The sequence below is a fragment of the Pseudomonas sp. 8_5_2 genome, from assembly GCF_059295255.1.
In genome coordinates this window covers 3,251,344-3,265,752 of record NZ_CM181238.1, presented here as the reverse complement: position 1 = coordinate 3,265,752, position 14,409 = coordinate 3,251,344, and the positions used below count along the sequence as shown (strand labels likewise).

The window sequence follows — 14,409 nt, the reverse complement described above, 5'->3', positions numbered from 1 at the left end:
CACCCTGGCTCTGAATATTATTTAATAAAATCGAGACTTTGTAGTTGTTAAGCGGTGTGAGGGGGGGAGATAAGCTATCTCCTGTTCGGAAGCATCTTCTGTCACGTTCAATGCGCTGACTTTTGTCCAGTTTTCTGAAGTTCCGTACGCGAAATAATAATTTTTAAGCCGATCTGTTAGCGTCACTTCTTGGTGGCCTATTATTCTCCAGTCGCCTGTCGGGTCCGTTTTTTTATCGAAGAGAGAGTAGCTATCCAAGATTACAGGGTCTGTAAGAGGCTCTATGCGCTCAAGTTCTGCCTCTGTTAATGATGGGTCTTTTTTGATTATTTTAAATATTTCGGCCGCATGGCCAGTAATTATTTTAGATATTATTCTGCCGAAATAATACCTCCCGGTGTCCTGGGTGAAGCAAAAAACATCTCCTGCTTTTATGTTTTTTAATTTGGTTTCAGGATTTCGGGACCATCCCCATATTGTGGCTTTGTTCATTAGCATACTCCACTTCTCATTTTTGCGGGCGTTCGTGTAAGTTTCGCTTTGACTTCATTGTATGCTTGCTTGAAATAATTCGCTCGATCGTCGACTCTTGAGAGGTCGAACGAGTTGTACTTGTTGCCTCTGTTTTTACTTGATACGGGCCGGCCAATTACTCCTGTTTGTGTCTTGTATTTTTCGATGAAATATTGTTCTTGCCCTCTTGCTTGACCGTAAGTAATATCGCTTTTGATTGGGGCTATGGAGGATGATTTAGATAGTCGTCCAGACGTTTCGTGCTCTGCGGACCTTCTGTCTATGTCGTTAGTTATACCGATATAGTAAGGTTTCGTGGTTAATGGGTTTCCGTCGTAAAGACCGTATACAGTATAGCCTGGCGTGTCTACCGCAATAAGGCCCAGAGGGTCAGCCCAAGTTTTTGAGTTTGGAGCGTAGCGATAGAGATTGATACCTCCAGTAAGGCCAATCGGGTCGGGCTGGGTGAAACGGCCGACAGTTGGGTCGTAATACCTGAATACGTTGTAATTTAGTTCTGTTTCTCGATCAAGGTACTGACCCTGAAAGCGAAGATTTTGCTCTCGAGCATTCTGTGGATTGTTCCACTCATTATGAGTCTTCCCCCATCCCTGATAGTCGCTCTGCCAGATAAGCTTGCCGTCTGAATCAGTCAACTGCTCCGGTAGCCCAGCGAGATTGTTATGGAAGTAATGAAGCGTCTCGCTGTCTGATTTGCCGTCGATGCGTGCCAGAGGTTCGTAGCTGTCCGAGGTGTCATACACATACAAGCTAGCCAGCCCGCACTGCATTTCTTGAAGCAAGCGCAGCCCTTGCCAGTGGAACAGGACTCGCCGACGCGGCTCTGAGTAGCCCCTCAGGTAAACCTCCTTACTGATCCGCCTCCCCAGCGGATCGTAGGCAAACACGATCCGCTCACGTTCGCCACTCCGATACTGCTCCACGCAAACCAGCCGCTGCTCCGCGTCGTAATCGAAATACTGCACCCAATTGCTGCCGATACGCTTCTCGCATAACCGTCCAAAGCGGTCATAGCGGTAGCGCTTGTCCTGATACACCAGCACCCGATTGTGCTTGATCAGGCCATTTAGCTTGGGCCCGTCGAACAGATTGCCGGCCTTGTCGTATTTGAAATCCTCGACTTGTGTGGCCTGCCAACTGGGGCGCGACTGCTGAACGGTTTGCAGTTGCTCGTTGAGGTCGTAGCCGTAGCGATTGCGTCCTGAGTAGCTCTTGCCGGTGTGTGGTAGGTCAAGGAAGCGTCCGATGATTTGTTCGAGCTGAGCGTTCTCATCGTTGGCAGCGTTGTTCATGCCGCGGCGCTGGGTCTGGGTCTGCACCTCGGCGACGAGGTTGTCGCTGGCATCGTAGCGGTAGTCCTTGTCGAGCAGCGGCAACACTCCGGTTGAGGCATCACGGTATTGGATGGCCTTACCGGCCAGGCGACCGCTGCTGTCGTAGCGCGTACGCGTAACTAGCTTGCCTTGGGTGCGCAGTACCTCATCGTGCACTGCATCGCGCTCGAAATCGCTGATGACCCGGCCGTTCAGGTTGATCTGGTGCAGGTGCCCGCTACCGTAGTACAGGTGGTTAAGTTCGCGTTGGTCGGGCAGGACTAAAGTCTGCAGATTGCCCAGTTCGTCATAGCGGTACTGCAGCAGGCCAGCGCTGTTGGTTTCGCTGAGCAATTGCCCGTTAGGGTCGTAGGTGTAATCGAGTTGCTGCTTTCCGCCCTGGTTGTCCGTGAAGCGGATGGACAGCAGGTTATCCGCCGCGTCGTAGCAGTACTCGGTGATGCCATCCTCAGTGCGCTTGCTGACAAGCCGGCCGATTGCATCCCGTTCGAAGCCATGACGAATGTTGGCTATCCGTGTCGGCGGGGCGTTGTCGGACAGCGGCGGCTGCTCTTCTGCTGAGGGAATATGGGTAAGACAGGTGATCTCGTCTAGTACGTCGTAGACATAGATGCGGCCACTGCCATCCAGGTCTTTTTGCGCCACCAACCGGTCCAGTTCGTCCCAACCGAAGCGGTATGATTCGTTGTTCTCGTTGGTGAGTTGCAGTAGCCGACCATAAGCGTCGTAGCGGAACTTCACGCTGTAACCCATGGCGTCCGTGCGTTCGATCAGGCGACCACTGCGGTCGTAGCAAAACTGCAGTTTTTTTTGTGCGGGGTCGATATAGCGCGTCAGTTGGCCAGCGACATCAATTTCATAGCGATCAATGCGACCGTCCGGGCGTTCGCTCTCGACCAGATAGCCACGTGCGTCGTAGCGGAAGTGACTGTGTTCACCACGGGCATTGATGCTTTCGCGCAAGCGGCCATGCGAGTCGTAGTGATACAGGGTCTGGGCATTGCTGCAGTCGCGGTAGCTGAGTAGCTGGCCGCGTGTGTTCCAGACCAGGTACTTGGTCTTTTCAAGGGCATCGGTGAACTGGCTAACCCGACCTTCTGGGCTGTATTGATACTGTGTTTTACGCCCCAGCGGGTCTTGTTGCCAGAGCAGATTGCCGTGGCTGTCGTAGCCGTAATGCTGAGTGCGTCCGGCTTTATCAGTGACCTGAACTGGCAATGCCCAGTGTCGCAAGTATTTGATGTGTTCGCTGCGCCCGAGGGGATCGCGGGTTTCGATCAGCCGACCAATATCGTCATAGCTGTATCGCCATTCGCCGCCCTGCGGATCAGTTCGTTTGATCAACTGCCCGGCGATTATTTCTGCTTGCCAGCAGTTGCCCAGCGCGTCGACATGCTTGTACACGTCGTACAACGGGCCCCAGAAATAGCGGTCCGTGCGTCCCATACCGTCTGTTACGAGGGTTTCGCCTTCTTCGAGGTTATATTCGAACTGGTACTCCTCCCCATCGCTTCCCCAGTGGCGAATCACCCGCCATTCATGGTCAGGTTGCGGCTCAAGCAAAGGTGGCAGGCGGTAGGATGTGCCATCTGCCCGCCTTGGCGTAGGGCGTTTCTCCGGAGTGGTGTAGCGCTCCCACTCGTACTCGCGGACGGCGCCGCTAGCCAACTGATGGCGCTTCAGATAGCCCGCTTCGGTATAGCTGAAGCGGCGCACCACCTGACCCATCGCATCCAGGACTTCTTGCAACTGCCCACCTGCGGTATAGCCGTAGCTGACCAACAACTCGTTCCGCTCGATAGCGGGTGCACCTTTAGTTGTCAGGAAGACCCGAGACACCCTACAGACGCGCCTTGCATGTCTGGCATCATAGTGAAGCTGGACAACCGTCTGGCCGTACTTGTCATAGAGCGCTTGCAGGCGACCTTGATTGTCGTAAAGCACATCAACGTAGTTGAGATTACGGTCGCTCAGCCTGATGAGTCTTGAGCGGTTGGGATCGAGTGGGTCGACATCAAAGACCTTGTAGAGCCCCTCATTAATGTCCTCGACAACCGTTTGTCCATCCTTCAACTGGAAGAACGCCAAGCCGTCCACGACGCTGATGAAGGCATCACCGGCGCTCAGGCGGCCGAGTTCCAGCCGATCACCTTCTTCATCGATATAGACCGATAGTTCACCGCTTTCAGGATGGGGGACACGGACGAGTTCCACCTCATAGGGGACGCTCCAGCCCTGCCCGAACAGGCCATCATCGCGAGTGTCCCTGCTATCGTAGCGGCGCGCCCATTCGATACCGAGCAGACCAGGGAGGCTGAAGTCAGTATCTTCGGGGCCATCTTGGAATTTGCTGCCTGTGGCTACAGCAACTGGGTTACCAACTTTGCAGCCCTTGATGCGCCCAAACCGTCGTGAAATAAGTATCCCGGCAATGATCCCGGTGAACATCGCAATCTTGCTCTTACCGTTGCGAATATCCCGAACCGTCGCCGTACCACCGCCAATACGCACATTGGGTGAGACGTTTTCATTCACATCAATCGTGGCATCGCAGGTGGTCTTGTCACCTGAGCGTGCGGCGGGCTGGCCATTGATGAAGACCTTGTCCGACCCCTGCGCAATATGGTTTTCAGGCAAGGGCGGGTGGCGACTGCATAAAACCTTGTCCTCGTCTTTGGCTTCTGCTCCTGCATCCTTTGGCGTGGTCACAGGCGGGTTGAAGATGTCGCGTATTGCCATCCCCAGTCCCACGACCGGGAGCAGATAGGGTACTGCAGCCATGGCCATGGAACCCACGTTCTCCAGAATCGAGGGTTCTACCTGTTCGACGTCGTCGGCTCCGCCGCCTGGGGGGCCAGTAATACCGGCTGCACGAGCGGCAGGCTTGCTGTTGATGAAGACATTGCCTGATCCGCTTTGGATCTTTCCGCAAGGATCGGGTGCACTTACGCTGTTGCCAAGGTCGTCGCAAAAGCTGGAGATGGCACTGCCGACAGTCTGGTCCTCAGCGACCGAAAGTGTGCTCATTGCCCCGACTGCAACCCCCGCGACGGCGGCGATAGCAAGGCCGGCGGCGCCACCAGTTGCGACAGTACCGACAACAGCCAGGCTGACAGCGGCAGCTACGGCTGCAGTAGCTGCTGCATAAATGACGGCCTCGGCAATTGCGCTGATCATTTCAGCGGCAAGCGAAGGATGAAGAATTTCATCTCCCTCACGGGCAGCATGGACGGTTTGAGCCATGGGTTTACGCTCCAAGCTATTTAGAGAAGGCTTTGTGATGGACTGGAGAGGGCTCAGGTGAATCGGAGCTTGTGCTTGATCGCCCACCAGTGGCGGATGTCTTCGTCATCCAACGGGCCGTGCTTGCTGTAATTGAGCACCAGCATTCGTTGCTGCCCCGGAATCAGGCAGGCGGCCTGGAGCTGGAAGTTGGGTTTGTTACCGACCATGAACTGAATGGCCATCTCACGTGCTTCAACGGGCGGTTCACTGCGCCCCAGATACACGGCCTGAGTGGGCGTGATGGTCATGGCCTTCGACTTTTTGCGCAGCATGTTCAACTGGTCATCAATGGCCTCATCCAAGGTTTTATCGTGTGCGACAGGACTGCGGGCCATTACCAGCGTGGTTCCGCGGTTGGCAAAGCGCAGCATGTTCAACGTCAGGTCTTCGGGTGATTCCTCGCTTAGGTCGAGGATCACATCGTGAGTCAGGTATTCAGTCATGCGGGGAGTCCTTTCTGGGTTCATCGTGTGCCGGTGGGTGCGAGCGCTATTCGAAATGCCCATCCACGTCGGCCTTTAGTGAGCCGCTGTCGCGTCCGTTTGCAGCGGCGCCCGCTGATCCACCTTCAGGATTCAGGTCGAGCTTGGCCGCAGCTGTGTTGATCTGCCCGGTCTGCTGGCCGGTGAGGTTGAAGGACTCGCAGGTGATGTTCAGCGTGCCGTTGGCATGCATTTCAATGAGCGTTTTGCCGCACTTGAGGCGCAATGTGTTGCCGGCTTCCACCTCGTAGTCGCCGGCAATGAGGTCGTTTTTGCCGCCGCCGACTTTTAACGTGTCGTTGGCTTTAACGACCCTCAGGCGGTTGCGGCCGGTAGCGATGGATTCGTCCTGACCGACCTGCTGATTACGGTCCACGCCGACCGCGAGTGACTGGTTGTTGTTGACCTGCGTGTTCTGGTCTTTTTGGGCATGGATGAAGACTTCTTCTTTGCCCAACTCGTCCTCGAAACGCAGCTCGTTGAAGCCATCGCCCTTGTGGGTCTGGCTCTTGATGGTCATGCGGGTCTTGTGGTCGGGCAGGTCGTAGGGCGGCAGCTGGTTACCGCAATAGGTGCGCCCAGTGATCATCGGCTGGTCGGGGTCACCGTTGACGTACTGGATGATCACGTCCTGGCCGATACGCGGGATGGCCATCGCCCCCCAGCTGCCACCGGCCCAGCCTTGCGATACCCGCACCCAGCAAGAGCTGAACTCGTTGTTGTTGCTCTCCCGGTCCCAGGGGAAGCTGACCTTGACCCGGCCCCACTCGTCGCAGTAGATCTCCTCGCCGGGCGGGCCGACCACGGTAGCCATGTGCGGGCCGTCCACGCGAGGTTTCTGCAAAGGGGCAGGGCGCCATTCGGTGCGACCTGGCACCAGCACTGCGGTTTGCTCATAGCGTGTGCTTTGGTCGACGCAGGCAGCCTCTTCCTGCAGGCTGGTGAACTGGCGGCCTTTGTGAACGACACTGTTCACTCGCCAGTGGGCATTGAGGTCATCGCGAGGGTGACCGGTCAGCGTGAAGCTCAGCCCGGGCTGTAGCCGTGCGTCATCCCCTTGAACTTCGGCAATGCGCACATCGTGGCGCAGGGCGGTGATGCGGTTCTCGGTGAACGGTTTGCCCACGGCATCGCGCTTGTAGCGACCGGGATAGTCGAAGCGTTTGTAGTCGGTGGATTGGTGTTCCAGGAAAGGGCCGGCAGCACGGTGTTCCTGACGATACGCCGGATGGGTGAAGGTGTAGTCGCGCTGGACCTGCCGCGAGGTTCGGACCTGTTCGCTGTAGCGCAGTCGCCGCAGGCAGGGTCTAGCCTGATCACCACCACTGCTGGATTGATACAGCACAGTGTTGGGATCGATAACGTCTTCGCCCTCAAAGAAGCCTTCGTCATCGTTGCCAGTCTTGAGCGCGCCATGGCTGATCAACCCAAGGGACAGCAGCTGATCTGTGATGATCAACTTATGCAGTTTTTCACTGTGCTCGAAGCGATAGACGAAGCCCTCTTCCGCCGCCAGACGGGCGATAAAGTCAAGGTCGGTCTCGCCCGCTTGCACGCAGAACTCGCGCACCTGGTGGTCCATGCTCACGCGAAGCTCGTATTGATCGATACCCTGGCGCTTGAGCATCAACTCAAGAATCTGCGGCACGGTTTTTTGCTGGAAGATGCGCCAGTTCGAACGCAGGCCGGCGCGGGCCAGAATGGGTTCGACCAGCGCGTGATAGTAGGTGCGGTAAAAGCCGCTTTCGCCCTGGCTGAAGCTGCTCACCAGGCCGTTCACGTAACGCACCGGCCCTTCTTCATCCAGGATGGTGAGTACCACCGGTTTGTCCAGCACTTGGCCGAAGTCGATATCGGGCTCGAAGCTGACCAGCTCCAACTCCAGGGTGAAGGGTGCGCTGATCGCTTCCCTGAGTTCAAACGACACCACTTCGAACTCAACGTCGCCCACCAGTGGCTCGAATCTGTAGCGCAAATCAGATTGGCTAGGCATAAAAGATCCTTGTCCGCCGTCTGAAGAGTCGAAGAGCCCAGGCAGCGCGAGGCTGCCTGGGGCATTTCAGTGGGGTCAGGCGATCGGTTTGCGCCAGTCGTCAGAGCCTTCGGTACCTGCCACCACATGGGCCCAGGAGATCTTGCGGTAGGACATGGACACTTCGATCAATTGGGTGAAGCCAGCGTTCTCCTTGTCCTGCGCATGCGGCAGGGTGGTGTGGATATCGACGATGGTGGCGTCCTCCAGCTTGGTGGTGAAGAAGTGTTCCTGCTTGCCCTCCACTGAGGTGCGATACCAGCTGACTTCAACGGTCGGCAACATCTCGCCGCTGGCCAAGGCCTGGTACATGAGCGGTGTGGCTTTGTTCAGGGCGCTGGTGAAAATGAACGGTTTGTGCACCCGCTGGCCCGCCGGTTGGCCACTCTGCGGGTCGGTTGGGGTGGTCACCTGGTGCTTGATTTCCTGCACCAGAATCTCGTCTTCATGGCCCTCGACGAACACGTTGCCGACCGAGTCAGAGGTGAAGGCGCCTGCGGTGATGTTGCCTTGGGTCTGGCCTTCGATCTTGATGTAAGCGGGTGTTGGCATGGCAGTTTCTCCTGCGTCCATGTGGATAAATTTGTGTGGTGGCCGAGTATTAAGTGAGTTCGTACGTCAGTGTCGGGTGGTTATTTATATTCTTGATGAGGCCCGAAGGCCTCACCTTGTGGGGGGAGAAGAATGACTTTTCTTAACTTGTAGCTGGTGGAGTCGTACTGTATTTTGGCTGATTTGTCGTAATTATACGGGTGCTGAATATTTCGTTGTGATCGCGATAATTATTTCAGGGTGATCGGAAAACCAATAATTTAGTGCTTCGATGTTTATAGATTGAGCGCCAGTCCACAAGTCCACTGGGTATCTCCAGTCGGATTTTGAGGATTTCGAGGGGCGCGAAAAAGGTGGTGTGTACTTGTATAGGTATCCTTGGTCATCCGGCGTCTGCAATATCCCTAAGTATCCAAATGTTTCTAATAATCCTCTAAGCTGGATTTTGGGGATACCAATTTCCTTGTCTTTGGAGAGTCGTTTTATAAGTGTTGAAGGGGTTTCCTCTGGTGAGGAATAGGTTATTTCTTTTAGTATTGATATGAGTTTTTTGCTGTTAGTGGGGGGTGCGAGTGGAAGCCGGGTGTTAAGCTGTAGGAAGAGTGCCAGCTCTGCTGGTGTCATGGTTGTAAGTGATCCATACAAGTATCTGTAGCAATTGAGTAATGTTAGGTCAATTTCTTGTGCTTTGAAGGCGCCACATATTTCACAATAAACATCTGTGCCGTAATATCCATGCGGAGGTAGATTTTTCGTGACGGAATAGGCGGACAGGCCAGCTCTATATTCTGGTTTGGATGTTTCAATGCCGTAAATGAAATTTTTCACTAACTGGGCGGTATTGGATAGCTCTAGCTCTTGATTTAGCCATCTTATACAGTCGTCATGAGAGATCTTTATTGGATCTATATATAGGTCTAGTTCAATAAGTCGCGTTTTGGCTGTTTCGTGTTCGCGCCCTCCTTTGGTGTAATTTTCAAAAGCTTTCCTTGTGTTAATTGAAGTTGGCATGGTTCTGGCCTCTTCTCACGGGCAGGTTCTAGGGGTGGGCGGTTTCGGTGAGGCTTTCGGTGTTTTGGGGTACGTTATATGGTTAAGCGACGGCAACTTGCTCGGGCTCGACACCCCTTTGCTTTCGAGGTAGGCCTTGCCTTGGGCTAAGTATCCTGGTCGGTTAATGTTCTTCTCTGAGACACCGGGATCAACATTTCCTCTCACTCTACCTGTCCCTCGGCCGAGAATGCCATCTTCGCGGCTTCCGATGTCCTCAATACCTCTGACTATGTCTCTTCTAGTGCCGACGGGTGTAACCTGAAGAATGGTGTCTCCGGGGCCGAAGCGGAATCCATCCATTCCTATAGTTCTACTATGGCGCCTAGTTACATTTTGGAGGGTGGTCTTATCCGATGCGCGACCATGATAGTATGGGCCATTACTATCTGCGAGAACATAGTTCCAGTCTAGGCCAAGTGGATCATTCCAGGTATTTGAGTTTGGACCGTATGAGTAAAGGTTGAAGCCACCCATGATGCCAATAGGATCGGCCTGGGTGAATTTTGCAATATCTGGATCGTAAAATCTAAAGGTGTTGTAATGCAGCTGAATTTCTCGGTCTAGATATTGCCCCTGATATCGTAGATTCTGCTCTACATGTGATTGATCGCTGGTCCATTCTTCGCAGCTTTTCCCCCAGCCTTGATGCCGACTGCACCATTTCGCGTTGCCGAATGAGTCGGTCAGCTGTTCCGGAAGGCCTGACAAGTTAGTGTGAAAATAGTTAACAATCCAACTGTCAGGTTTACCATCGACTCGTGCCAGCGGCTCATAGCTGCCCAGACTGGCATATAGATATAAACTCGTCAGACCACTCTGCACCTCTTGTAGCAAGCGGAAGCTTTGCCAGTGGAATACAGTTCGCCGGTAAGGCGCTAGACCGCCCTTCCGGTAGACTTCCTTGCTAGTACGTCTGCCCAGTGGATCGTAGCCAAAAACCACACGCTCATGCTCGCCATTTCGGTACTGCTCCACACAAGCCAAACGATGTTCATTGTCGTACTCAAAATATTGCACCCAATTGGTGCCAACCCACTTCTCGCACAGACGACCAAACCGGTCATAGCGATATTGTTTGTCCTGATAAACCAGCACACGGTTGTGCTTGATGAAACCATTGAGCTTGGGCCTGTCAATTAGGTTGCCGGCCCTGTCGTACTTGTAATCCTCGACCTGTGTCGCTAGCCAGTTAGGGCGTGACTGCTGGACGGTCTGCAGCTGTTCGTTAGGGTCGTAGCCATACCGATTGCTGCCTGTGTAGCTCGTACCCGTATGGGGCAGGTTGTGGAGTCGGCCAATGATTTTTTCGAGTTCGGCATGTTCGTCGTTTGCAGCGCTGGACATGTCTTTGCGCTGGGTCTGAGTTAGCACTTCGGCGATGAGGTTGTCGCTGGCGTCATATCGATAGGTCTTGTCCAGAAGTGGAAGAACTTCAGGGGGGGCATCGCGGTAGTGGATTGCCTTTCCATTCAAACGCCCACTTGGGTCATAACGGGTACGTGTAAGCAGGTTGCCTTGTGTGCGCATAACCTCGTCATGCACGGAGTCACGCTCAAAGTCGCTGATGACCCTGCCGTCCAGGTTGATCTGGTGCAGGTGTCCACTGCCGTAGTAGAGATAATTTAGTTTGCGTTGATCGGGTAGGGTGAGGGTTTGCAGGTTACCCAGTTCGTCGTAGCAGTACTGCAACAACCCAGCGCTGTTGGTTTCGCTCAGCAGTTGCCCTGCAGAGTTATAGCTGTATTCAAGGTGCTGCCTTTCGCCATGGTTGTTAGTGAATATGATGGACAACAGATTGTCGGCGGTGTCGTAGCTGTAGTCGGTGATACCATCCTCTGTGTGTTTGCTCAATAGGCGGCCAGCGGCATCGCGTTTGAGATCATGGCGGATTGAAGTCTTACGCGTTGCTGGGGCGTTATCGGATAGTGGTGCTTGTTCATCAGGGGAGGGTACATGGGTGAGACTGATGACCCCACCAAGTACGTCGTACTCATAAATTCGACCACTGCCATCCAGATCGTCCTGTGCAACCAATCGGTTCAGATCGTCCCAGCCAAAGCGATAAGATTCATCATTTTGATTGGTGAGTTGTAGCAATCGGCCATAGGCGTCATATCGAAATCTTACGCTGTGGCCCATGGCGTCCAAGCGTTCGACCAAGCGACCGCTGCGGTCATAGTGGAATTGCAGGGTTTTATGCCCAGGATCGATGTAACGAGTCAGCTGGCCGGCGGCATCGACTTCATAGCGATCTATGCGGCCATCGGGCCTTTTACTTTCTACCAGATAGCCGCGAGCGTCATAGCAGAAGTGAGTATGCTCCCCTCGGGCATTGATGCTTTCGCTCAGGCGGCCATGCACGTCGTAGTGGTACAGCGTCTGGTTGTTACTGCAGTCGCGATAGCTGAGCAGCTGGCCACGGGTGTTCCAACCCAGGTGCTTGGTCTTTTCGATGGCATCGGTGACGCGGATAACGCGGCCTTCCGAGTTGTACTGATACTGGGTGCTGCAGCCCAGTGGGTCCTGCTCCCACAGCAAATTGCCATGAGCATCATAGCCGTAGCGTCGGCTACGTCTGGCTCCATCGGTGACCTGAACGGGTAGCGCCCAGTGGCGCAGATAGCTGATGTGTTCGCTTCGCCCAAGTGGGTCACGCGTTTCAATCAAACGGCCGATATCGTCATAGCTGTAGTGCCACTCGCCGCCTTGCGGATCAGTCCGTTTGATCAACTGCCCGGCGATGATCTCTGCTTGCCAGCAGTTGCCCAGAGCGTCGACATGCTTGTAAACGTCGTACAACGGGCCCCAGAAGTAGCGGTCCGCGCGCCCCAGTCCGTCTGTTACGAGGGTTTCGCCTTCTTCGAGGTTGTATTCGAACTCGTACTTTTCCCCGTCGCTTCCCCAGTGGCGAATCACCCTCCATTCATGGTCAGGTTGCGGCTCGAGCAAAGGCGGCAGTCGATAGGGTGTACCATCTGCGCGTCTCGGCGCAGGGCGCTTTTCAGGAATGGCGTAGCGTGCCCACTCGTACTCGCGGACGGCGCCGCTCGCCAATTGGTGACGCTTCAGATAGCCCTCATGGGTATAGCTGAAGCGGCGCACGACCTGACCTGTCGCATCCAGGACTTCTTGTAACTGTCCACTGTCGGTATAACCGTAGCTGACCAACAGCTCGTTCCGCTCGATAGCGGGGGCACTGTCATTTGAAAGGAAAACCCGCGAAACCTTGCATACGCGACTTGCATGCACAGCTTCATAATGAAGCTGGACCACGGTCTGCCCGTATTTGTCATAGAGCGCTTGCAGGCGACCTTCATTGTCGTAAAGCACATCCACGAAGTTGAGATTTCGGTCGCTCAGCCTGATGAGTCTGGAGCGATAAGGGTCGAGCGGGTCGACATCAAAGACCTTGTAGCGCCCCTCATGAATGTCCTCGACAACGGTTTGACCATCCTCCAACTGGAAAAAAGCCAGGCCATCTACGCCACTGACGAAGGCATCGCCGGCGCTCAGGCGTCCTAGTTCCAGTCGGTTACCTTCCTCATCGATGTAGATAGATAACTTGCCGCCTTCAGGATGAGGGACACGGACAAGTTCTACCTCATAAGGGACACTCCAGCCCATTCCGAACAGGCCACCACTGCGAATGTCCCTGCTATCGTAGCGGCGCGACCATTCGATACCGAGCAGGCCTGGAAGGATGAAGTCAGTGTCTTCGGGACCGTCCTGAAATTTGCTGCCCGTGGCTACAGCCACTGGGTTACCAATCTTGCAACCCTTGATACGCCCAAACCGTCGTGAAATAAGTATCCCGGCAATAATCCCTGTAAACATCGCAATCTTGCTTTTGCCATTACGAATGTCACGAACCGTCGCCGTCCCGCCGCCAATGCGCACATTCGGCGACACGTTCTCATTCACATCGATAGTGGCATCGCAGGTGGTCTTGTCACCTGATCGCGCAGCGGGTTGGCCGTTGATGAAAACCTTGTCCGAGCCTTGGGCGATCTGGTTGTTGGGCAGAGGTGGGTGTCGGCTGCAGGAAATCGTATCTTTATCCCGGGAATCCGCGCCTGGATCCTTTGGCGTCGTGACGGGCGGGTTGAAGATGTCACGTATCGCCATGCCCAGCCCCAAGACCGGGAGCAGATAGGGCGCCGCAGCCATCGCCATGGAACCTACATTCTCCAGAATGGAAGGTTCGGCTTGCTCGCCCTCGGCCGCTTCGCCGCCCGGTGGGCCCGTAATACCCGCTGCGCGAGCGGCGGGCTTGCTGTTGATGAAGACATTGCCTGACCCGCTCTCAATCTTTCCGTAGGGATCAGGCGCGTCAACACTGTTGCCAAGATCGTCGCAGAAACTGGAGATCGCACCTCCAATAGTCTGATCTTCGCCGACCGAAAGGCTGCTCATTGCACCGACCGCCACGCCGGCGACGGCAGCGATGGCGATGCTGGCTGCGCCGCCGGTCGCTACGGTGCCTACAACGGCCAGACTGATGGCGGCGGCAACGGCAGCAGTTGCTGCTGCGTAAATAACGGCTTCGGCGATTGCGCTGATCATTTCGGCGGCAAGCGACGGGTGTAGGATTGCATCGCCCTCACGGGCTGCATGGACGGTTTGCGCCATAGTTTTCAAGCTCTATGTGGTTAGGAGGGATTGGCCTAATCAGAAGAGGGACTTAGGCAAAGCGGAGCTTTTGTTTAATCCCGCGCCAGTGCTCGATATCGCTTTCACCCAATGGGCCGGGCTTGCTGTAGTTGAGCACTAACAAGCGTTGCTGATAGGGCACCAGGCAGGCCGCTTGGAGTTGGAAGTTGCGCTTGTCGCCTACCATGAATTGAATGGCCATCTCGCGAGCCTCCACGGAGTGCTCTGCGCCTCCCAGCCTTGCGACTTGAGGGGCTGTGATGGTCATTGCCTTCGATTTTTTGCGAAGCATGTTCAGTTGCTCGTCAATGGCTTCGTCCAAGGTCTTGTTGTGTGTGACCGGGCTGCGCGCCACTACTAATGTCGTTCCCCGGTTGGCGAAGCGCAGCATGTTCAGGGTCAGGTCTTCGGGTGCTTCCTCGCCCAGATCGAGAAGCACATCGTGAGTCAGGTATTCAGTCATGCGCAGGAGTCCTTTCTGGATCTT

The 14,409-nt window shown here is 54.9% G+C and carries 8 protein-coding genes; all 8 read right to left on the bottom strand.

Annotated features, from left to right (window positions below; genetic code table 11):
* Nucleotides 1-21: 21 nt before the first annotated feature.
* On the bottom strand, nt 22-492 hold the full coding sequence (locus AC5O5R_RS14950) for an Imm26 family immunity protein (protein ID WP_494514501.1): 471 nt from the start codon (nt 490-492) through the stop codon (nt 22-24).
* Nucleotides 492-5,111: an RHS repeat-associated core domain-containing protein gene (locus tag AC5O5R_RS14945; protein ID WP_494514500.1), complete on the bottom strand. Its 4,620-nt coding sequence runs from the start codon at nt 5,109-5,111 to the stop codon at nt 492-494. The genes AC5O5R_RS14950 and AC5O5R_RS14945 overlap by 1 nt, the downstream gene beginning before the upstream one ends.
* Before the next feature lie 53 nt (nt 5,112-5,164).
* A complete protein-coding gene (locus AC5O5R_RS14940; protein WP_494514499.1) occupies nt 5,165-5,596 on the bottom strand; it encodes a DcrB-related protein in 432 nt (143 codons plus the stop codon).
* Nucleotides 5,597-5,642: 46 nt separating this feature from the next.
* Nucleotides 5,643-7,628, bottom strand: coding sequence for a type VI secretion system Vgr family protein (locus AC5O5R_RS14935; protein WP_494514498.1), 1,986 nt, complete (start codon nt 7,626-7,628; stop codon nt 5,643-5,645).
* Nucleotides 7,629-7,703: 75 nt separating this feature from the next.
* Nucleotides 7,704-8,219, bottom strand: a complete 516-nt coding sequence (locus AC5O5R_RS14930; protein ID WP_172219617.1) for an Hcp family type VI secretion system effector — start codon at nt 8,217-8,219, stop codon at nt 7,704-7,706.
* A 192-nt stretch (nt 8,220-8,411) separates the two neighbouring features.
* Nucleotides 8,412-9,230, bottom strand: coding sequence for a hypothetical protein (locus tag AC5O5R_RS14925; RefSeq protein ID WP_494514497.1), 819 nt, complete (start codon nt 9,228-9,230; stop codon nt 8,412-8,414).
* 15 nt (nt 9,231-9,245) lie between these two features.
* Entirely contained in the window at nt 9,246-13,901 is a 4,656-nt protein-coding gene (locus AC5O5R_RS14920; RefSeq protein ID WP_494514496.1) for an RHS repeat-associated core domain-containing protein, read from the bottom strand.
* A 52-nt stretch (nt 13,902-13,953) separates the two neighbouring features.
* Entirely contained in the window at nt 13,954-14,385 is a 432-nt protein-coding gene (locus AC5O5R_RS14915; RefSeq protein ID WP_494514495.1) for a DcrB-related protein, read from the bottom strand.
* Between the last annotated feature and the right edge of the window lie 24 nt (nt 14,386-14,409).

Coding starts and splice junctions, on each gene's coding strand:
- AC5O5R_RS14950 (WP_494514501.1), bottom strand. CDS start 492: ATGAACAAAGCCACAATATGGGGATGGTCCCGAAATCCTGAAACCAAA.
- AC5O5R_RS14945 (WP_494514500.1), bottom strand. CDS start 5,111: ATGGCTCAAACCGTCCATGCTGCCCGTGAGGGAGATGAAATTCTTCAT.
- AC5O5R_RS14940 (WP_494514499.1), bottom strand. CDS start 5,596: ATGACTGAATACCTGACTCACGATGTGATCCTCGACCTAAGCGAGGAA.
- AC5O5R_RS14935 (WP_494514498.1), bottom strand. CDS start 7,628: ATGCCTAGCCAATCTGATTTGCGCTACAGATTCGAGCCACTGGTGGGC.
- AC5O5R_RS14930 (WP_172219617.1), bottom strand. CDS start 8,219: ATGCCAACACCCGCTTACATCAAGATCGAAGGCCAGACCCAAGGCAAC.
- AC5O5R_RS14925 (WP_494514497.1), bottom strand. CDS start 9,230: ATGCCAACTTCAATTAACACAAGGAAAGCTTTTGAAAATTACACCAAA.
- AC5O5R_RS14920 (WP_494514496.1), bottom strand. CDS start 13,901: ATGGCGCAAACCGTCCATGCAGCCCGTGAGGGCGATGCAATCCTACAC.
- AC5O5R_RS14915 (WP_494514495.1), bottom strand. CDS start 14,385: ATGACTGAATACCTGACTCACGATGTGCTTCTCGATCTGGGCGAGGAA.